Annotated in this window: 22 protein-coding genes; 8 read left to right on the forward strand and 14 right to left on the reverse strand. The window is 55.9% G+C overall.

From position 1 onward, the window contains the following. Positions 1-143 precede the first annotated feature (143 nt). From ACODS4_RS27360 to ACODS4_RS27370, 3 genes are all read left to right on the forward strand, one after another. The gene (locus tag ACODS4_RS27360) at positions 144-797 is read left to right on the forward strand and encodes an AAA family ATPase (RefSeq protein WP_488868909.1); all 654 of its coding nucleotides are present in this window, start codon (positions 144-146) and stop codon (positions 795-797) included. A 5-nt stretch (positions 798-802) separates the two neighbouring features. After that, complete coding sequence (locus ACODS4_RS27365) at positions 803-1,060, forward strand: ribbon-helix-helix domain-containing protein (RefSeq protein WP_488868911.1); 258 nt, start codon at positions 803-805, stop codon at positions 1,058-1,060. A gap of 181 nt (positions 1,061-1,241) precedes the next feature. Further along, the gene (locus ACODS4_RS27370; RefSeq protein WP_488868913.1) at positions 1,242-2,324 is read left to right on the forward strand and encodes a replication initiator protein A; all 1,083 of its coding nucleotides are present in this window, start codon (positions 1,242-1,244) and stop codon (positions 2,322-2,324) included. Positions 2,325-2,878: 554 nt separating this feature from the next. On the opposite strand, the gene ACODS4_RS27375 is transcribed toward ACODS4_RS27370, so the two are convergent. The 5 genes from ACODS4_RS27375 to ACODS4_RS27395 all read right to left on the reverse strand — a co-directional run bounded on the left by ACODS4_RS27375 (position 2,879) and on the right by ACODS4_RS27395 (position 6,936). Continuing rightward, positions 2,879-3,226 (reverse strand): hypothetical protein, encoded by a 348-nt coding sequence (locus tag ACODS4_RS27375; RefSeq protein ID WP_488868915.1) that lies wholly within the window; start codon positions 3,224-3,226, stop codon positions 2,879-2,881. Between the two features lie 357 nt (positions 3,227-3,583). Continuing rightward, positions 3,584-4,552: a hypothetical protein gene (locus ACODS4_RS27380; RefSeq protein ID WP_488868917.1), complete on the reverse strand. Its 969-nt coding sequence runs from the start codon at positions 4,550-4,552 to the stop codon at positions 3,584-3,586. Positions 4,553-4,609: 57 nt separating this feature from the next. After that, the gene (locus tag ACODS4_RS27385; protein ID WP_488868919.1) at positions 4,610-6,028 is read right to left on the reverse strand and encodes a type IV secretory system conjugative DNA transfer family protein; all 1,419 of its coding nucleotides are present in this window, start codon (positions 6,026-6,028) and stop codon (positions 4,610-4,612) included. 15 nt (positions 6,029-6,043) lie between these two features. Beyond that, positions 6,044-6,595, reverse strand: coding sequence for a hypothetical protein (locus ACODS4_RS27390; protein ID WP_488868921.1), 552 nt, complete (start codon positions 6,593-6,595; stop codon positions 6,044-6,046). A gap of 26 nt (positions 6,596-6,621) precedes the next feature. After that, the gene (locus ACODS4_RS27395; RefSeq protein WP_488868923.1) at positions 6,622-6,936 is read right to left on the reverse strand and encodes a hypothetical protein; all 315 of its coding nucleotides are present in this window, start codon (positions 6,934-6,936) and stop codon (positions 6,622-6,624) included. Between the two features lie 292 nt (positions 6,937-7,228). Between ACODS4_RS27395 and mobQ the strand changes: the two genes are divergently transcribed. Further along, positions 7,229-10,447 carry a MobQ family relaxase gene (gene mobQ / locus ACODS4_RS27400; protein WP_488868925.1) on the forward strand — a complete coding sequence of 1,073 codons (3,219 nt, stop codon included), beginning with the start codon at positions 7,229-7,231 and terminating at the stop codon, positions 10,445-10,447. A gap of 106 nt (positions 10,448-10,553) precedes the next feature. Here mobQ and ACODS4_RS27405 read toward each other — a convergent pair whose 3' ends face one another. The 4 genes from ACODS4_RS27405 to ACODS4_RS27420 form a co-directional block, all read right to left on the reverse strand. Further along, positions 10,554-11,165, reverse strand: coding sequence for an SLATT domain-containing protein (locus tag ACODS4_RS27405; protein ID WP_488868927.1), 612 nt, complete (start codon positions 11,163-11,165; stop codon positions 10,554-10,556). Next, positions 11,143-12,063: an SMODS domain-containing nucleotidyltransferase gene (locus ACODS4_RS27410; protein ID WP_488868929.1), complete on the reverse strand. Its 921-nt coding sequence runs from the start codon at positions 12,061-12,063 to the stop codon at positions 11,143-11,145. Before ACODS4_RS27410 ends, ACODS4_RS27405 begins: the two co-directional genes overlap by 23 nt. Beyond that, positions 12,039-12,584 (reverse strand): recombinase family protein, encoded by a 546-nt coding sequence (locus ACODS4_RS27415; protein ID WP_488868931.1) that lies wholly within the window; start codon positions 12,582-12,584, stop codon positions 12,039-12,041. Before ACODS4_RS27415 ends, ACODS4_RS27410 begins: the two co-directional genes overlap by 25 nt. Positions 12,585-12,718: 134 nt before the next feature. Beyond that, complete coding sequence (locus tag ACODS4_RS27420) at positions 12,719-13,696, reverse strand: Abi family protein (protein ID WP_488868933.1); 978 nt, start codon at positions 13,694-13,696, stop codon at positions 12,719-12,721. Between the two features lie 221 nt (positions 13,697-13,917). Here ACODS4_RS27420 and ACODS4_RS27425 point away from each other — a divergent pair, with 221 nt between their 5' ends. The 3 genes from ACODS4_RS27425 to ACODS4_RS27435 are packed head-to-tail and all read left to right on the forward strand — an operon-like array spanning position 13,918 to position 15,224. Continuing rightward, positions 13,918-14,538, forward strand: a complete 621-nt coding sequence (locus tag ACODS4_RS27425) for a DUF433 domain-containing protein (RefSeq protein WP_488868935.1) — start codon at positions 13,918-13,920, stop codon at positions 14,536-14,538. Further along, entirely contained in the window at positions 14,539-14,919 is a 381-nt protein-coding gene (locus tag ACODS4_RS27430) for a DUF5615 family PIN-like protein (RefSeq protein WP_488868937.1), read from the forward strand. A 2-nt stretch (positions 14,920-14,921) separates the two neighbouring features. Beyond that, positions 14,922-15,224, forward strand: coding sequence for a hypothetical protein (locus ACODS4_RS27435; RefSeq protein WP_488868939.1), 303 nt, complete (start codon positions 14,922-14,924; stop codon positions 15,222-15,224). A 433-nt stretch (positions 15,225-15,657) separates the two neighbouring features. Here the strand turns inward: ACODS4_RS27435 and ACODS4_RS27440 are convergent, their stop codons facing one another. The 5 genes from ACODS4_RS27440 to ACODS4_RS27460 all read right to left on the reverse strand — a co-directional run bounded on the left by ACODS4_RS27440 (position 15,658) and on the right by ACODS4_RS27460 (position 18,244). Further along, positions 15,658-15,978, reverse strand: a complete 321-nt coding sequence (locus ACODS4_RS27440) for a nucleotidyltransferase domain-containing protein (RefSeq protein WP_488868941.1) — start codon at positions 15,976-15,978, stop codon at positions 15,658-15,660. 127 nt (positions 15,979-16,105) lie between these two features. Then, positions 16,106-16,717: a GIY-YIG nuclease family protein gene (locus tag ACODS4_RS27445; RefSeq protein ID WP_488868943.1), complete on the reverse strand. Its 612-nt coding sequence runs from the start codon at positions 16,715-16,717 to the stop codon at positions 16,106-16,108. A 161-nt stretch (positions 16,718-16,878) separates the two neighbouring features. Further along, on the reverse strand, positions 16,879-17,250 hold the full coding sequence (locus ACODS4_RS27450; RefSeq protein ID WP_488868945.1) for a hypothetical protein: 372 nt from the start codon (positions 17,248-17,250) through the stop codon (positions 16,879-16,881). 172 nt (positions 17,251-17,422) lie between these two features. After that, positions 17,423-17,854, reverse strand: a complete 432-nt coding sequence (locus tag ACODS4_RS27455; protein WP_488868947.1) for a GNAT family N-acetyltransferase — start codon at positions 17,852-17,854, stop codon at positions 17,423-17,425. Positions 17,855-17,941: 87 nt separating this feature from the next. Next, positions 17,942-18,244: a type II toxin-antitoxin system TacA family antitoxin gene (locus ACODS4_RS27460; RefSeq protein ID WP_488868949.1), complete on the reverse strand. Its 303-nt coding sequence runs from the start codon at positions 18,242-18,244 to the stop codon at positions 17,942-17,944. A gap of 851 nt (positions 18,245-19,095) precedes the next feature. On the opposite strand from ACODS4_RS27460, the gene ACODS4_RS27465 reads away from it, so the two are divergent. Next, positions 19,096-19,464, forward strand: coding sequence for a DUF6876 family protein (locus tag ACODS4_RS27465; RefSeq protein WP_488868951.1), 369 nt, complete (start codon positions 19,096-19,098; stop codon positions 19,462-19,464). Positions 19,465-19,527: the final 63 nt, after the last annotated feature.

Raw genomic sequence — 19,527 nt, forward strand, 5'->3', positions numbered from 1 at the left:
GGGGGTCCCGCGTGGGCGCTGTTGGGGCCCACAGGCCCCCGCCGCGCGGCATCCCCCGCTTAATCAAGATTTGGACTTGCGAATCAGTCTGATATCTGTTTGATATCAGAAAGACTGCTATATGCCATATAAGAGACATCAAAATGATACTAGCTGTTGGAAATACGAAGGGGGGGGTTGGGAAGACGACTCTCGCCGTCAATCTGGCGATCATACGGGCCGCCGCCGGGCGAGATGTGCTGTTGGTGGACGGCGACGAGCAGGGAACCGCAACCAGCTTCACCGAACTCCGGGCCGAGCAGATCGGTGAAGCGGGATATACCGCCATCAGCCTGCAAGGGGCCGCCGTTCGCACCAACATCCGGCAGCTTGATGCAAAATACGATGACATCATCATCGACGTAGGCGGACGAGATACCGGCAGCCTTCGGGCCGCCTTGACCGTCGCCCATTCCCTCCTCGTCCCGGTCCAGCCCCGGAGTTTCGATATCTGGGCTATCGAGAAAATGGCCGAGTTGGTCAAAGAAGCCCGTGAGGTAAACGACCAACTCCGCGTTGCCGTCGTTCTCAACGCCGCCGACGCCCAAGGCAGCGACAATGAAGACGCCGCCGCCGCCCTGCGGGAGATCGAGAACATCACCTATCTGCCCTGTGCCATCGTGCGGCGGAAGGCGTTCCCAAATGCCGCCGCTGCCGGTCGGTCTGTGATCGAACATCAGCCGAAAGACGCCAAGGCGATAGAGGAAATTACCGCTCTGGCGTCCGCGCTCTTTGACATCAATATCAAGTCGGAATGACATAAATGGCTATCGCAAAAAAACCAAAGAGCAATGCAGCGGCTCCCGCGCCGGTCGATGATATGAAGGCCGATGCGTTCATTGCCGGGGCTGGAAAAGCCGCCCCCGCGCTGGTCCCAGAACAGGCAAAGGCCCCGGTTACGGTGCGCTTCGATCCTGATCTTCTGCGCCGCGTCGATGAGGCCGCTAAAAAACTCCACATCAGCCGGTCAGCATGGATCCTATCAACGTTGAGCCGGGCCGTGGAGAGCGGCGAGGGATGAGGAATCCCGCTTCCCCGCATCAAAAAGATATCAATCTGATATCTAATAGATATCTTTTTGGCGTCTGTTTGATGTCTTCTCTTGCGGGTTTGTCGCATACCTCGGTACATCGGGAACGGTCGGCTTTCGCCGCCGTTCCGACGATGTGGCATCCTGCCCTAAAAGCTGCGATGGTTGCCGGATGACCAGTCAACAAGTCGATCTTTTCCTAGACCAACTGATAGACGCTCCGATCAAGGACGAGCAGCGTCTAATGGAGTTTCCATTTTTCTCGCTCCAGAAGCAGCCGCGACTTGAACCGTTCATCTATGACGATGGAAAAGTCCGCATCGAAATCTCACCGGGCCAAAAAGGTATCGCGACAATTTGGGATAAGGACATCCTGATTTATATCGGCAGCCTTTTAAACGAGCGACTGGAACGGGGCCAGACTCTAACCCGCACGGTCACTTTCCCAGCCTATGACTTCCTGCGGGTGGCAAGCCGGGGGACCGGCAAGCGTGCCTATGAACTCTTCCTTGATGCGTTGTTCCGCCTTCGCAGCACAACGATTGTCACGACCATCGAAGCCGGGGGGCAGAAGGAACGGCGCGGCTTTGGCTGGATCGAATCATGGCGCATCATCGAGCGGCAGACCACGGGCGGCAAAACGGAAATGGCCGCCGTTGAAGTCACGGTCAATGACTGGATGTTTCGTTCGATTGTACGAGACAGGCGCGTTCTCACAATCAGCCGGGACTATTTCAAGCTGGGGATGGGGATCGAACGCCGCCTGTACGAACTGGCCCGGAAGCATGTCGGCATTCAGCCCGAATGGTGGATTAGCCTCAAACGGCTGCATGAGAAATGCGGAAGCCTCGACACCCTCCGAAAATTCAAGCATCGCCTCAAATCCATCACCGAAACCCAATCCCTGCCAGACTACGCAATCGAAGTTCTCGAAGCCGCCGACAAGGGGGTGCCGTTCCAGCACGTCACGGCCTTCCCGTTGGTCCGGTTTTCACCCAAACAGCCGATCATGGCCGAAGGCGCAGAAATCCCCGCAGAACTGGCCCAATCTGCGGCCTCTAGCGTTCCCGATGTACCGAGTCTTCGCAGCGTGACCTACGAGGAAGCCGCCCGGCAATATCCGGGCTACGACATCGAACACCTCGTCGCCATGTGGCAGCAATGGACACGAGGGCAGGGGGCCGTTCTTCACCACCCCGACAAAGCCTTTCTGACCTTCTGCGAAGCCTTCGCCCGAAACAACCCGCTTCCCTAACCCGCCGGGATCATTTCAGCCTGTGGATAACTTTCTGTGCCTGTGAATTGACTCGGTACATCAGGAACACCCTGACTCGGTACATCGGGAACGCCTGACTCGGTACATCGGGAACACACACATTATATACTAACAGATTCTAACTTTAGACTCTAACGGCTGGACTTTCCTTCAGCCTGTGAACAAAATTGCGCGAGCCTAACGGCTCGCAACCATCGCCGCCTTACGGCGGCAGTAAAGACCCCCTAAGACACCACCCACAAACAAACGCTAGGGCCGAAAATTTCGTCACTGGATAGCCCTTACACAGAAGAGGCTACCATCCCACCAGACACCTAAGCCGACTCCGCTCAAAACCCATTATATGCGGAGCCATGCTTTCAGCATGGCAAGCTTATTGAAGATTGAAAGGCGCTATCGCGCCTTGGCATTCGGGTAAGAGGGTGAAACGGCGCAGCCGGTTCCACCCCGATAAGTTCGGTCTGCTTCACCAACACGACGCGCTTTCAGCGCGTGGAGGATACTCGTGATCGAACACCAGCCCTAATGATAGATCAGAAAGTTGCCAAATCGTAATTTGACCCACTAGCACAGCGGAGAAATGAATCGTAATATATGGGGAGATTATTGGTTTTTTCATACAGAATACGCGGGAAATTATCCGGTGGAATATTCCAATTAGGACTGAATCCTGTATGAGTAAAGCGAGCATTACTGTCGCTCGTGCTGAACAATTCTGGATCGAAGGTGTTGCTATGGATGTGGTCTCGCCCGATATATAGGGCAGCGATTAACGCACACTGGTCATCAATGCTATACTGACTAAGAAACAACTTGGCCGTATTTTCATTAAACGGAATATAGCCCCTGGCCGAGTTAATCAAATGAACAATGTGCGTCATTTTTTTCCCCACTCCCCGTTTTAATGTTATAGACTAGGAACAGTCATACACAATACCAATTGGTCGATAGGCACGTGCAGCCCTCGGTTAGTTCCACCAAACCGACGTTTCCTAAACAGGGAGAGTAGCACAAGCCGGGACGATGGCAAACCATCGGTTTCAGCATCACGGAATCTCGTCAATCAGCACCCATCCTCGACCAGCGCAGACGGGTTTTTTGACCTGTCGCAACGACAGGACGCGTTCATGTTTCGTGCGCCTTTAGCATACAGCGAACGCACTTTCGTTATTTCACCCCCTTACCTAGGTTTTTGGTTCTCCTGCTACTCGGCCCCCAATTTTGCCCGTTCTATGGTATCACCCGTATGAGATTAGAAAAACACCGACGATTGCCATGATTACGCCGACCGGAATCATAAGCACTAGACAGTTAGCGATAAATTTTGACCTCTTTCTAACAAAGACGATAATAAATATTATAGAAAGTATTAGTAAAGATATACCTGTGTAAATCAGATTAAATCCAAAAAGCGAATATGTACACAATACAATCATACTAGCGACGTTAGGGGAATAATCTTCTTTCTTTAAGTCTGATACTGGTATTCTGTCTTCTTTATGTGTTATTAACACACCATTAATATTCATGTACTTTATATCTCCAATGGAAAATAATTCAATTATGTGTGATATCCCTTTTATATAGTTTAGACTGTGGATAGTCGCATAACAAAGCATTACAATGATAGCGCTCAAGCCAAAAGCTGTATTAATGCTTATCTTTGAGTGAAAAAAATCGGATAGCCCAGTGCCCATCACAAGACCACATAAATTAATAAACAATGCGTACATTGAGTGGTTCTTCCACTCAATCAGGTTGTAAATGGCCATATTTCGGTCAAATGCTATCATTTTGCTACTATATAAAAATCCATTTTTACTAAATGAGACAGATTTATTTGGATTGTGTTTGATAAGCCATATAATTTTAAGAGGCTCTTTTGTCATTAATATCGTGTCAATTTCTTTAATAGATGATTTGTGGTTGAATATTCTCTCAAACTCCTTCTTAACTAAAAATTCAGGATGCGTTTTAATCATGGAATATAATGATGCTATTGAGGAAATAAATTCTTTCCTTGATGACTTTCTTCTATCTATTTGCTTTGTTAATAAATCATAAAATTTGAACAATGGAACTACAGACCAAATCACCATAATTGATAATATCAGTAAAAATTTGAGATCAACCTCTCCGCTATTAATAATTGATTTGAACGAAGATAACATTGAATCATAAGCTTTAATTGCATCATCAAAGTTCATTTTAGATTAATCCTATTTTAAATGATGTGAGTTTGCTTGATATTACTGTCTTTTCCATTAATCATGATATGGGTTTCGTCGGGCGCGGGGCGCATAGGGCAGGGACGTATCCCGATAATCCAGCTTGCGCCCCCGTGCTGGGTTTCGATGCGGCAGGAACAGCAACAGTTCCTCCGGCCCCATTCGCATGATGTCGTCATACAGCATCACCGGGCGACCAAAAGCACTCTGCGCCGTGCCGCCCGAAAGCCCACTGGTGCTAAAATTAGTCGATGAATTGGTGTCCCGCATGGTTTGCGTGCCGGTCAGCTTGGACAGTTCTTCCGCCGTGATCGTATCGCGCGGCGCGAATGCCTGCATGATGCCGGATTCGTTCAGAAAGGTCCGCCACGCCTTGTCATAGACCTTTTCAAGCTGGGAAAAGTTCTGAATGACAACCGTGTGCTGAATACCGAACCCGGCATCCAGCCCGAACCCCTGTTCAATCGCGTGCATCCGGCCCAAAGCCGCAAACTCATCCAGCACGAACCGCACCGGCAACCGCCGCCCCGTCGCGCTTCGCGCAACAGGGCGATCCTGCGTATGCAAACAAGCACGCGCGATCATCACCATGAGCCGGAGCAAGCCCCCATGCGTGCCGAGGCGGGGGGCTGGAATGACGAGGTAAATGGTTTCGATGCCGCTCTTGAGCCGCGCAAAGTCAATCACCGGGCGGTCGTCCAGCGTCGTCAGAGCGCGGCGAAAGGACGGCTTAATCCGCCCACTGCGAAGCCAGTGCAAGCCGGTCTTCGTCGTCGAGAGAACCCCGGAGCGTTCCTTTCCGGCCTTTTGCAGGAAGGACGCCGCCCCTTCCTGAATGACGCCCCCCGCCAACGGCGAAGGCAGCATCAGCTTTTTGACAAGATCCTCAAAAGACGGTTGGCCTTCCCCGGCTTCCTTTTCCGGCGGCAGGTTCAGCAGGGCCAGAACCTCGAACAGGTTGCGGTTGCCTGCACAGCTTTCATCCAGCGCGACCCACAGCAGAAACGTCGTCAACAGGGCGCGACCTTCGGCCACCCAATAGCCGCCATCGGATTCCGATGACGAAATCAAGGCTTCGGCGATCATCGCCGCATCGTCCACAATATCGTCGCCCCGCGTCGTCAGCCATTCAATCGGGTTGAAGCTGGACGCCCCTTCGGCAGGAAGAAACTCCGGGGTCAGCAGGGCGAACGGATCGAAGATGTGGACCGGGCAGCCACCAGCCCCGCGCCCCAACGGGCCGCCGGTCACGGCGGCGAGTTCCCCCTTGATATCCACCACCAACGCGGAGCCGACCAACTGGGGCGGTTCCAGCAGCATCGGCACGAGCGTGCCGGTTCCCTTGCCCGACCGGGTGGGCGCGACGACGAGGCGGTGCATGTCGGTGTCATAGCGGCGAATCTCGCCCGTGCTACTCACCGCGACCGGCAGCCCTTCATTCTCGATAACAGCCATGTCCGCCCCTGCCGGTCAAAGCGTGTCGATTTTGCCGCTGCCGTGGGTGCTGTCAGGCGGAGGTGGGGCCGCCGATCCGCCGCCGCCCATGCCCGTCATACTGCCCCCGCCGTGATTGTCGGCCAGCGGGGTTTTGTCAGGCAGGCGGGAGAACATCCAGCTTGCACCGTTGAAAATGACCATCCTTGCTCCGGTCTTGGCCACCCAGCCTTTGACCACCAGAACCACCCCAAGCAAGATGGCGACCGGCAGCATCCAGAGGGCATCCGGGACCAGCAGGCAGAAAAGGGCGACCGAGCCGATCGACAGCATCCACGCATTCGGATTGCGGATGCAAAACAGGATGTAGAAAAATCCGATAATCGGCCAGAGAACCCAATCAAGCAGATACAAGGCCCCCAGCGTGCCGACAAACATTGCCGTGTTCCCTCCGGCGTCGCTGGCAAGCTCCGGGAAATACCACGCCACCAGAAACTGAAAGATGGACGCCAAGGCCGCCGCCACGAAGAACAGGCACGAGATCAACCCCATCGCGTGCAAGAGGACCAGTGTAACCTTCCGTCCCATGTGTAAGCCCTCGCAGCGTGCGGCCCTCAATCGGGCGCGGTTGTCTCGGTAGCATCCTCGGCATCGAGGGGCGGCAATTCAAACAAAGCACGATCTTCCGCACGTCGCACGGCGCGGTCAATCAGTACGTCAAACTGCCGCGCGAATTCCCCCTCCGGGTTTTCCAGCGCGTGTTTCAGCACGACCGCCCCGGCGATGATCTTGCGGCGTTTGTCGTCGCTGCGAGCCTTGCGCCGCTCCGCCGCCCGTTGCTTGGTCTGGAGTTTGTCAATCGCGGCCTTCAGCTTCGACTGACGCGCTTGCAGTCGGGCGAGCCGTTCCGCATCGGTTAGACGGGGCATGAGTGACTCCGAACGAAAGGCGAATGAGGGGGGAGAAATAGGGGCATGGGGAGGGGTGAACGATGCAGCAGATTATGGGGAAGTTTTGGGCGATTGGTGCGGTGAAATTTGAGGGCGGAGCGGTCTCATAAAATTTGCAGGATGGGGGCTGATAGGCAAGGAAGGATTAACTGATTTCGGTGATTGTGGGAAGAACGCGAAGCGCGCACTTATACACTGCCTACGGCAGTGTGTGCGGACCATTCTGAGGATAGAACGATTCCAAAATGCCGGGTTCGTGATAGGTCGTCGGATGGCGATTTTTCACTTTAATACCGTGGTGTTCAACCGGGGGTCCGGTCATAGCGCAGTGCGCGGCGCAGCCTATCGGGCTGGCGTTGCGCTGATGGATGAACGCGCCGGAAAAATGGAGGACTACACCCGCAAGCAGGGGGTGGCCCATGCCGAGATCATCGCCCCGGAAAACGCCCCGGCTTGGGTCTATGATCGGGCTGCCCTCTGGAATGCGGTCGAACGGGCCGAGGACAAATCCACCCGCCGCAACGAAGCCCAGCTTGCCTATTCGATCACGGTTGCCTTGCCCTATGAATTGACCGAGGGCGAACGGCACGATCTTGTGCGCGGCTTCGTGTCGGAAAAATTCGTGTCGTTGGGGATGGTCGCGGACGTGGCTTTTCACGCGCCGCACGAGGCGGGAGACGACCGCAATCATCATGCCCACATCATGCTGACCATGCGCCACTTGCAGGCGGAGGGGTTCGGCAACAAGGCGCGGGATTGGCAATCGCATTTCGGGCGGTTCTGCAATGGGCGACTGGTGGAGACGCACCAGCTTGTCGCCCTTCGCGCTGACTGGGCGGAACACACCAACGCAGCCCTTGAACGCGCCGGACATGCGGCGCGGATCGACCATCGCAGCCTTGAGGCGCAGGGGATCGACCGGGAGGCGACCGTTCACCTTGGGCCGAGCGCGACCGCGCAGGAGCGGCAGGGCATCCAGACCGAACGGGGCGACCAGAACCGGGAGATTGAAGCCCGGAATGCCGAGGTGATTGACCTAGCCGCCGAACGGGAGCGGCGAGAACAGGCGCAGCGAGAGGAGGCGGACAAGAGTCCAGCCGCCGCCCTTGGCATTGCGGAAACCGTCGCGGCCTATAAGGCAGCGCGGCAGGAGGCCGGGCGGCTGTGGTCCGGTATCTGGCAGGAGGTGGGCGGCAACACGGCAAAGGACGATGCGGCAAAGACGCAGGCCCGTCGCCGCGCCTTCAAGCACGCCGACTATCCTGCCTATGCCGAGGCGCGGGACCGCCGCAATGAAGCCGCCCTTGCGATCCATGCCGACCGGGAGGCCGCCGACCCGCACCTGAAGGCCCTGCACATCCGCCCCGCCGCGCTGGAGGCGGATATTCAGGTGGCGCGGGGGATCGACCGGGAAACCGCCGAGCGGGAGCGGCGGGAGCGAGAACAGGCCGCTGAACTGGCGCGGCTTGAGCGCAAGCAAGCCCGTGTCGAGCGGGTGATGGAGGCAACCGCGACCCGCTTGCGGGATCGTCTGACCGCAGAAAAGGACGCAGGCCCCGCCGCCAAGGCCGCCGACATCTTGAACGCCATCACCACCTACGCCCCGACCTTCAAGGAGATCGAGCTTGCCGGGTTGGTGCGGGAGTGCGCTAGCGATGCGCGGGAAGCCCGCGCCATCACCGCCGCGATTGACCGCAGCGGCGAGGTTCTGGACCTCTACGACCCGGCCACCGGCAAAGCCGTAGGCTTCACCACCCGCAGCCAGCGAGAGCGGGAGCAGACGACGCTTCAGAACGCCGACCGTCTGGCGGGGCGGGGGCTGCATCGGGCGACCGACCGGGGAATCGGGGACGCTATCGCCGTGCATACATTGCGCCCGGAACAGCAAGCGGTCTTGCGCCATGCGACCGGGTGCGAAGGGCTGGCCTTGATCGACGGCAAGGCGGGGACCGGCAAAAGCTATGCTCTAGGGGCGATCCGCTACGCCTATGAGCGCAGCGGCAACGCCGTGGTGGGATTGGCCCCGACCCGCAAGGCCGCCGCCGGATTGCGGGATGTGGGGTTCGAGAAGCCGACGACGGTTCACGGCTTTTTACGGTCGATAGAACACGGCAAGGTCCATTATCCGCAAGGAACGGTCCTGATCGTGGACGAGGCCGCGATGCTGGACACCCGGACCCTTGGGACGCTGGCCCAGCATGCCGCTGAACGAAGCTGGAAGCTGATCCTTGCCGGCGACGCCAAGCAGCTTGCCAGCGTGGAAGCCGGGGGCTTGTTCGGGGTGCTGCAAACCCGGCACGGGGCAGCCAGCTTGACGGATGTGGTGCGGCAGCGGCAGGCCGACCACAAGGACGCGGCGGAGCATTTCGCGCGGTATGAGTTTGCCGAGGGGCTGGCCTTGCTGGACAAGGGCGGGGCGATCCAGATGCGGCAGACCGTCGCCGACGCCAAGGCCGCCCTTGTGGCGGATTGGGCTATCGCCAGCACGGCGCGGCCCGACGCCTCGCGCTTCGTGTTCGCCTACACCAATGCCGAGGCGCGGGAGGTGAATGCGGCGATCCGCGCCGTGCGCGTGGCGCGGGGCGAGATCGACGCCGGGGTGGAGGTGGCGACCACCACCGGGGCGGCCGCCTTCGCACGGGGCGACCGGGTGTCCTTTATGGAAACGAGCCACGCCTTGGGGATCGACAACGGGACCGTCGGAACGATCCTCAACATCGACGAAAAGATGATGACCGTTCGCATGGACGGCGACCGGCGACAGGACATCACCTTTCCGCATGGGACGTTCTCCGGCTTCGCCCACGGATATGCCGGGACCATCTACAAGGGGCAGGGGGCCACGCTGGACGAGACGTTCTTGCTGCATTCCCACCATTGGCGGGATGCAAGCAGCTATGTCGCTTTGACCCGGCATCGGGACAGCCTTCGCGTCTATGCCGCCCGTGACGTGGCGCAGGATATTGCCACGCTGGCAAAGCAGATGACGCGCAGCGACGAACGCCCCGCGACCGTCGTTTATGACACGCGGGAGGAGGCGCACCGCAGGGCCGTGGAACGGGAGGAGCAGACCCGCCGGGGAGCCGTTGCGCCGGGCAAATATGAGGGGATGAACGCCCCCAGCCCCATGCGGCAGCTTTGGGGGCGGATGGCCGACATGCTGAATCCGTTCGGGCCGGGGAAGTCGCAGGGCTTGCGTCCGCCATCCCCAGAACCACCACCCCAGACGGCCAGCCCTGCCGCCAAGAAGAACGAGCCGTCCCACCATGAGCGGGTGTTTCGGAAACAGGCGCAGGAGCTTGACGAGGCCGCACGCGGGGTGCGGCCCATCGACGGGACGCAATCTCGTCTCAAGGCCGCTTTGGAGGCGCGAGGGGAGCGCGTTCCGACACAGGCCGAACGGGCGGCGCGGGTGGAGAAGGAGCGCGGCCTTGAGAAAGAGGGCGGGATGGAGCTGGAGTTGAAGCCGGGGAGGCGGGGGCCGAGGTAGGGGAGTATGGGCTGCGGCCCCGTTTTAGGGTGTGGTTAAAGGCACGGATAATGTGTGCCAAAATAGCTTGTTCATTGAGGCGGGCATCAGTGGTTTTCATATTATATCAATGATCGCTGTGTTTTTCGGTAGTTACCGATTTTCTCTTCAGTTCCATTGGTAAAAATGCATCAATTTCTTCATCAGAAAATGTCATATCCTCAAATTTTTTCAATGCATCTTGTGCTTTTTTATATGCTTTGAAATTAGTGCTTGGTGCTCCACTATAAATTTTATGAAGTGATTTTATGAGATCATCTCTATGCTCCTGCAATGTTTCGATAGGCCTTTCTTTCATGGCTATATCAACAAGTAGAGACTGAAATTTTTCTCGAATAAGCCAAAGGTCGTTCGCTGCCTGCTTGTGTTTTTGTGCAATTTCTCCGAGGTTATAATTCTTCATGTATGAGTTCAATGCCAGCAAGGTAGTTGATACTAATAAACCAATGATACTAGAAATTTGCCCAGCACCAAAAACAGACCCGATAAAACCTGCCGTGGTAATCGCTGAAAGCACGATTTGAATCAATCTAATTTGTGCAAATTCAGATAGAAGTATGTCGGCACATTTTTCGTGTGTCTTGTGAGAGTATACGACACGCCCATAGCATTCTCGCACTTGTCCTTCAATTATTTTGCGAGTTTGAGGAGTGTCGTCAGTCAGGGAATGATGTTCCAAAAATCTCTCTCCATTTCTGTTTGGCTGACCACTCTTGTTTTAGAGGGGCTGTTTCGTGGGCAATCGCATCCAGTGATAAGTTATAACATCTCTTGGCCTTGTACTGAAAAAGCCCTTTCCCGTAAACGTACTGCCCACTTCCTGGAGATTTCCAATACTCCTGATTTTCTGCCTGCTCTGACATCCATTTGAAGAAGTCTCTACACATAAGGTCATAATACAGATATGACTTGTCTTTGTTGCTGTAGTTATCAATAAATTGGTAAGCGAGCGTGTCAACAAGCAAGCCGCCAATAGGAACATCCCATTTTATTTTCCATGCCCGCATCATACGACAAAGCGGCACGAGATTATTGTTGCATTCAGAGTTCCTTACTCGAATAGCCTCAATTTCTGGTTTTGGATTCGTTACTTTCCAGCTTCCACCTGCGTTGGAATCTGGATAGGTATAGCTATCGTTATCATTGATAAAGGCTGGGACGATTTCAAAGGTTATGCCGTCGTTAAAAGGTACAAGAATAACCTGTCCATCTGCTCTTATGCTTGTGGTTGAGTATGTTTTTTCTATTGAGGCTCTAACGGATTGAAGAAGTGATGACTGTCCATTTGTAGTGTATCCATTGTATTTCTCATATATTGAGTAAGGCAATTGAAAGATCATATCAAGATCGCTAAAGCCTTGAATCGCTGTATTACGCCCATATGATCCAACATAAAGGCTATGCGCTGTATCAGAGGTCGTCGTCCAGAAGTCTGTGTTAAGCCGTTGCGTGATGCTCCTATAGCGCGTGGAGATCGTGCCTCCGTCCTGAGTTTTTAGATTATTACAAAATCCGCTGAACCAATCCGCTAATCCCATTGCCTTACCCTTATTTATCCGAGCCTCGAAATCGTCCAACCACTGACATTATAGCTACGGCCAATCTCCGCAAGTGTTTCTTCGCCTTTCTCGCGCCGCTCTATCGCCTCACGCTGCTGGTGTGGCGTGAGTTTGGGTTTGCGTCCCAGCCTTACCCCTCGCGCCTTGGCGCGGTCCCTGCCCTCCCCTGTGCGGGTGCGGATCAAGTCCCGCTCGAATTCGGCCAATCCGCCAAGGACGGTCAGCATCAGGCGACCGTGGGGCGTGGTGGTGTCGGCCCACCCATCACCAAGAGAGCGGAAGGCGGCCCCCTTGCCGGTGATCGTTGCCAGCGTGTTGAGAAGGTCGCGGGTGGACCGGGCGAGCCGGTCAAGGCGGGTCACAAGCAGCACGTCGCCGGTGTCGAGCAGATCGAGCGCACGGCGAAGCTGGGCGCGGTCGGTCTTGGCCCCGCTGGCAACTTCCCGGAACACCTTCCCCGCCCCGGCAGCCGTCAGGGCCGCGACTTGAGAGTCGACGCTTTGGCCGTCAGTCGAGACACGCGCATAGCCGTAAATCATGCCCCTATTATGCACGTATATTATGCACAGAAAAGGGGGGCCGATTTCAGTGGGTTAGGTTTTGTGCATAATTCTTGATTTTTGCACAAAATCGAAGAGCGCTTGAAGCAGCACGGTTCTGTGCAGAATAAAGCTCAATTCCAGAGAGGCAGTGTATCCCACTTATCCGGGAATCCGGTCTGTCCGACTGTGATGGGTGGGGTGGCTGGGAATGCAGTAAGATGCTGTTTCAGCCGCGCTCCCCAAGTTGTGGACGGATGGATGGTCCGCAGCAGGTGTTGCATCACGGCGGCCACGGCGTAGATGCGGACCTGAGCGAATTTGTCCGTTGCCAAATGATCGAGCAACGGGATTTCGCTCAAGCGCGGCGGCTTGGGCTGGTCAGCCGGGGAACGATTCCACAACCGGCTATGGTGCGCGCAGATATTCCGAACATGGTTGATCGCGCGGACCCAACTCGGAAGCAGTTCCCAGCGGGGTATTCCATACTTTGCGGAGAGCGATTTAAGGTCAGCAACGGGCAACGCGCTTAGAAAAGTCGAGAGTGTTCCGAAGTCCCAAAGCTCAATGGCCATCCAAATGGGGAGTTCAGAACTGTATTTTGCGCGAAAATGCTTAACAAAATCTTCTTTTGAACGTTGTGTTGCGCGGTCACACTTGAGCAACCACTCATCATATTGTGTCAGTTTAGTGGTAGGATCGCGGTCTGTTACAAAATAGTTTTGATAAAGATTAATAGGGGAACGGTGCGCCCAAGGATCACGGGCACCCAACATGAGAGCGATATCGACTCTTAGCGCAACCTCGATCCGTTCGATTGCATCCAAGAAAAGGAGTCTGAGACGTTTATCGAATACGTATAAATCAAATACGTGATGGAATTTTGTCCCCATCTTGAAATCGTCAAGTATTTGAGACAAGAGCTTTCCATCCGCGTCTTTGATCGGCTGCGTTATTCTGAAGGGGTGCCAATATCCACTGAGCCGATAATAGCCGATTCGCTCCAAGGCAGCGGCGGCTTTGGTGGGATCGCCTATATCCATGCCACGCGATTGCAACAAGGCAAGCTGGCCCTGCACGTCCAAGAAAGGCTTGGTATAGGGAACGGACATTAGAGAGATAGGCCTAAAAAGAAAACGGACCCGCGCTGTCTCGAAAGACAGGGGGCCCGCCGTGTTGAGTCTTATATAACCCGGAAATGCCTAAAACTCAAGCCATTTTTGTGTAAACGCGGCCTTGACGGTCGTCTAAATCTGGGGGGCATGTGCCTCTTGATGTCATTGGCGTAATGATATATATTCTTTATATGGAGAATAATTTTATGAGGGCCGTCATGCCCATTTCTGAAGCCTTGTTCACGCCGACTGAGGCGGCTGTCCTGACCGGAATGCCGCTTAAAGCCGTTCACAATGCCATCGACAAGAAGACGGTGGATGTCGTCGCGGCCATGCGCGAAGGGCAACCGAATCGGCTGCTTGATCTGCGCGGGTTGATGTCCTTGACGCTGGAACGGCGGCTGAGTGACCGCTTCGCCCCAGCACTCCGGCGAGAGGTATTTGACGCCCTGGCGGGTGCGCCTCGGCGCGTGGTGTCGCTTGATGATGGTTTCGTCAAGCTAGACTTGCGTGAGCCGCGCCGGGCCTTGGCCTTGGCCGTGCGTGATCTGCGTCGCGCCCGTAGGGCGGTGATGAGCGACCCCGACATCCTTGGCGGTGAGCCAGTGTTTCAGGGGACGCGGATTCCGGTGCACCTGATCGCCGCCCAGCTTGCGGCAGGCGCAACCTCGGTCGATCTGGCGGAGAGCTATCCGCGCCTCACCCCCGAAATGATCCGTCTGGCTCCAATCTACGCTGGAGCCTATCCGCTCCGTGGTCGACCGCGCAAACAGCCTTGGCGCAGTCAGGAGCCAACGCGCCGCAGCCGCCGACCTCTGGCAACAGTGCAGGTGGTTTGAGTGCGGTTTCTGATCGACGAGTGCTTGAGTGTGTTGCTGGTGGGGGTGGCTCAGGAAGTGGGGCACGAGGCGCAGCACGTTGCCCATATTGGTAAAGCCGGGTGGAAGGATTGGAACGTCGCCCGGTACGCCAACGAAGGCGATTTCATTCTAGTCACTAACAACGCAAGCGACTTTCGCGCACTTTATGCGGTCCAGCCGTTGCATGCGGGCTTAGTCATTCTCATCCCGAATGTCGGTCGTCCGGTCCAGCAGCAGCTTTTCCGGGCCGCGCTTGACGAGCTTTCTGCATCTGGAGAGCCAGTCAATCAAGTGCTTGAAGTTGATCTTGAAGGGGAGGACATCACTTTTGTCCTCTACGATCTTCCGTCTGGGAAGTGAGAATGAACATGATAACGGATCGCCCCTTTCCCACTCCTTCCGAACCAATCAAAACGAATTGGGACCGTCTGCGCAATCTGACCCCGGAAGAAATTCAGGCCGGGCTTGCCGACGATCCATCCGTGGTGCGAACCAATCCTGCATTCTGGGAGACCGCCCATAGTGAGGCGGGAACCCCCATTCGTCTGTTGGCCGAAGATCAAATGGCATGTGTTGAAACGCTGCTGAATCCGCCGCCGCCTTCTCCCGCCATGTTGCGGGCCAAAGAGGCCTCCGGGGAGCAATGGAACAGGCAACCGACTTAAGGCCCAAACCCAGCGGTGACAACGGTTGCGCCCATCGGGTCAAGGTGTTCGACAAACTCACTCGCACGAACCAACGGGAGACTTTGATTCGGCGAACCAGTTTTTCGTACCGAAACGAGCCTGCTTCGGCCATCGATCTGCGTTCTCCGGTGCGGTTCACCTAAACGAACGTTTTGCCGAACCGCTTAAGTCGGTTCGCTGTTCCATTGCTCCCCAGACCCCAAAGAGCATCATGAACGCTTAATCGGCCCCTTGGATGACGAGGCAGATTCTTCCAAACCGACGAGGCGGCGGCCTTGACGGTCATCCAAATCTAGGGGTGTTGGCTCTGGCTGCTGTCGCAAATAGTCGGGAGCAGGACGTTCGCCCCGCGCCACTGCACGCATTTCGTCACGTAAATCACTCAAAGAACGTTTCGGGCGGGGGATTGTGGTCATGATAGGTCTACCCCTTCGCGCCGTATCTCGTGCATGAGCGGCGAACGTTCCCGGTAGGCCGTGGCAAGATAGGGCTTGGCGTCAAAAAAAGTGCCGGACTCGTCGAGAAAGGCAACCCGAAGCAGGGCGAGGCGGTCCAGTTCACCCCACCTATCTTTCATATCCCGCAAGAAGACAGCAACGTCATAGTCCGAATCTGGCCGCGCGTCGCCCCGTGCGCGTGAGCCAAAAAGCACCACACGTTCAATCCGATCTCCGTACATCTCATTGAGAGCGGAACGGAATCGGGTCAAGACGGGATCGTCAACGGTTGCCATATCTCCCCTTTCATGAAACCGACGAGGCGTCCGCCCCGCCGGTCATCACCTTGACGGCCATCGGCGTCCCCGCCTGTACCGCGCAATATTCTTACCATAAATTGCGAATAAAGCCAAATCACCTTGTTCAAATATCCTGGGGAGCGCGAGGGGCGAAGCCCCTCGCAGGGGGCGTTTTGTTTTTCGCAGGTGCAGGCGCGACCTTTTCCACATGGGTCGCCGCCTGCTTGATGGTGGCGATCAACTGCGCCGGTTCGGCGCGGAAGAACTCGCGGCCTTTGGCAACGCGACACCGCTGCAACAGGCGATGCGCCTGCTGTTCGACCCGTCTGGCGTGGTCGCAGTGGAGGAACCAGACGACTTGAAAGCTGGCGGCCACGCCTGTCGTGTGCAGCGCACGGGCGCGGGTTTTTGGGTGATCGGTCGTGAAGCCGACCTTATAGAGACCCGGCATGGCCGGATTTTTGAGGATATAGACGAACCCCCATTCCGGCCCCCGCTGGCGGGTGCGAAATATGCGCTCTTGGAACGGAACCCGGCGGACCAGTGCCAGCCCGGTCTTGCCAACCCCATAGACGAACAGAGCGGCCAGCACGGCGCACAGCCCCCAGAGCCAGCCGGGCCAGAAGGCCGGATCATCGAGGAGCGGCAGCCGGTCCCTGTAGAGGCTTGCGGTTAGGGCAAGGCCACCCGCCACGATGATAAGGCCGGTATCCCGGCCAGCAAATCCTTGCCGCATATTTTACACCTGAAAATTGTTTAATTTGTTGTTCCTTATCCATTTTAGGCGTGTTGTCAAGGAAGAGCCGTCTTGATAGTGGAGTCATAGTAGCAGAGTAGCCGGAAGACTAGGTAAGCGACTTCATGCGTCTCTGTATAGTATAATCAAATAAGTCTCCCCTAACCATTAAGTTGTCTATAACCATCAAGACATTTACGCGCTTCGGTATTCAGGCTCTCTACAAGCCCATTCGGTGGTACAGTATGCTTTTTTTTATTCAAGTATGCTATTTCTTTATCAGAAAGCGTAAACGGGCCAGTGCCATGACTTGCCGTACCGTCTTTATTAATGATGCGTTCGGGCTGGCCCTTCGTATCGAAGTGCGTGTGTATTTGCCCACCACCACCATGAGCAGGTATGTCGGTTCGCGCAGTGGTTCGCTTGTCAATCGGTACAGGCTTTCCGCCTTCATCAAGCCGCTGTAAGGAGGGTTCTTGATCCAGACCAAGCTCTTTCAGTTTTTCTGGAGTCATTAAATCCTTAGCACGCATAAAATCCTCCCCGCTGAAATCAGGCCGTAAGCATACACGATTCCACATGAACTGACCGAGCTTACCTAGGTTTTCTATTCCGTTTCTACTCGACCCCGGTAGTCCACGGGCAAAGGGGCGTTTGCCGGTGGCCCTACCGGGGCGGCTGGAGTTGTCAGTTTTCAGCGTTTGGCTATGGCCGCCCGAACACGGCGGCAACCTCGGCCAGTCGCCGATAAAGCTGCCCAGCATCGTCTTGAAGCGGAAGGAAGCCGTAGCCCTCATAGAAGCGACGCGCCCCATCGTCTATTGGATCGACGATCAGGGCATAGGCGGCAATCTCGCTGTTGATCGTGCGGAATAGGGCATCGGCCAAAAGATGACCCCCGACCCCCTGCCCTTGCATGGACTGATCCACGGCAAGGCGGCCCAGCAGGATGGCGGGAATCTTTGGGTAATGCGGGAGCTTCCGTGTCAATTCCGGCGGAAGCTCGGCAAGGCGGATGCTGGTGGTTGCCAAGGTGTAGTAGCCGACCACGCGATTGTCGGGTAACAGGGCGACGAAGGGCGCAGACAATCTGCGTTTCGCATCTTGGGTGATCCGTTCCCGGAAATAGGCATCCAAGGACGGGGTTCCACAGGAAAACCCCGTCCGGTTATGCTCTGCCTGGAGAGGAACGACACGAAGCGTTTTCAGATCAAACGCAGCCACTCAAAGCCCCGCCGTTTGACGGTAGCGGAGCAATGTCGCTTCAAGCCGTGCCGACAGAGGGGAAGGATTCATCATTTCGGCGACGAATGCCTCAGACGCCTTGACCCCAAGCATGACGGTATCGTGTTCCGTGACCGTCCGGGCCGCCGCGTCCTGAAGAGCGGTCACAACAAAATCGGACAGGGTTTTCCCCTGCACGTCTGCCGCCCGTTGGATGAGCAGCTTTTGTTCGTCGGTGACACGGGCGACAAGGCGTTGCCGCTTCAGTGCCGCATGGTCGGTTATCTTTTGCGTGCGAGCCATTACACACCATCCTTTCTGTAAAATAATGTATGCCAAATTGGCACACATATCAAGTCTTACATTTAGGGGGCAAGTTTCTAGATCGAACCTTCCGGTAAGCTCTGCATCTTTTCAGTTTGGGCCAAGCGGGGCCAATGGCACGGGAATGCCGAGCAGCAGCAGGAGCAAGAGCAGCGGCCCCGCCCCCGGCCTTTCCTCTTTCTTCCGTTCCTCTGGCCGAACCGGACGCGGCGGGAGCGTGATCGGCAGATCGAACGCCGAGCGATTGGGGGAAATGGGGGCCAGCATCGCAGGCTTCACGCTGGCAATAAGCTGTTGTCTCCAAGGGCGCATTACTCTGTCTCCAGATTTCTGTTTGCCGGGAAAATAACACGAAAGCGCATAAACAACAAAATAATCATGTTTAATTTTTGAAACTGCCAGATCGGCGGGATGAGGGTTGTCCCGACGATAGGTTTGATTCAGAGTGATATCAAATTGATATCTAAATGATGCTAATTATTGGCGTTATGATATCTTTTAGATATCTTTATGCGACATCCTCGCACTTGAGTGCGGACGGGCTTTCAGGCTGCGCCCGGAGCCGCGAAGCCGCGTCTCCGCCATTCGGTTTCAATCCCTGATGCAGGGTTATCAGGCCGCAGACGCGGCCTAGGGGGGCCGAAGGGGCTTTGCCCCTTCTCTCCCCCGAACAGGCTTTCGCCCCAGCTTCCTCCGCCTTCGCTTCGCTACGGCTCCGTGCAGCCGGGGTCCCCCGCAAAGCCTGTTCTCCCCTTCCATCCCCAGTCTCGGCGACGGCCAAGGGTTGTTGCGAGCAACAACCCAATAACAATAAAAAGAAGGGAAATCCCATGACCGACGAAAAGACACTCACAGAAGCCGATCTTCGCCAGTTCACAGGGTCGGAAAATTGGTACAGGCATGGGCTGGTCCGGCAGGTGCTGTTCACAGATGGCGCAAAATATGTGGCGGATACGGCGGGAGCCTATTGGCTGTTGGACGAAATCGCCCTCGCCCAGCGTTTCAACCAAGCTGTCGCCGCTGAAGAGTTTCAGGTCTGGACCCTGAAGGTGAACCCAGACCAAACGGCAACACTGACCTGCGACGATGGAAACGGAAAGGCCGTGCTGACAAAGCGCATTCCCTTCACGGATTTTCCGCCAATCGGAATCCAATTCTATTGCACCAACAACACAATCCTCTTGCCCTCCGAGTATTGAGGACGAGCCGGAACAGGGGCCGCCGTCAGGCGGTCCCGCCTGTGCGCTCTTGGGGGCCACAGG

The organism is Azospirillum sp. FG154, assembly GCF_057809575.1.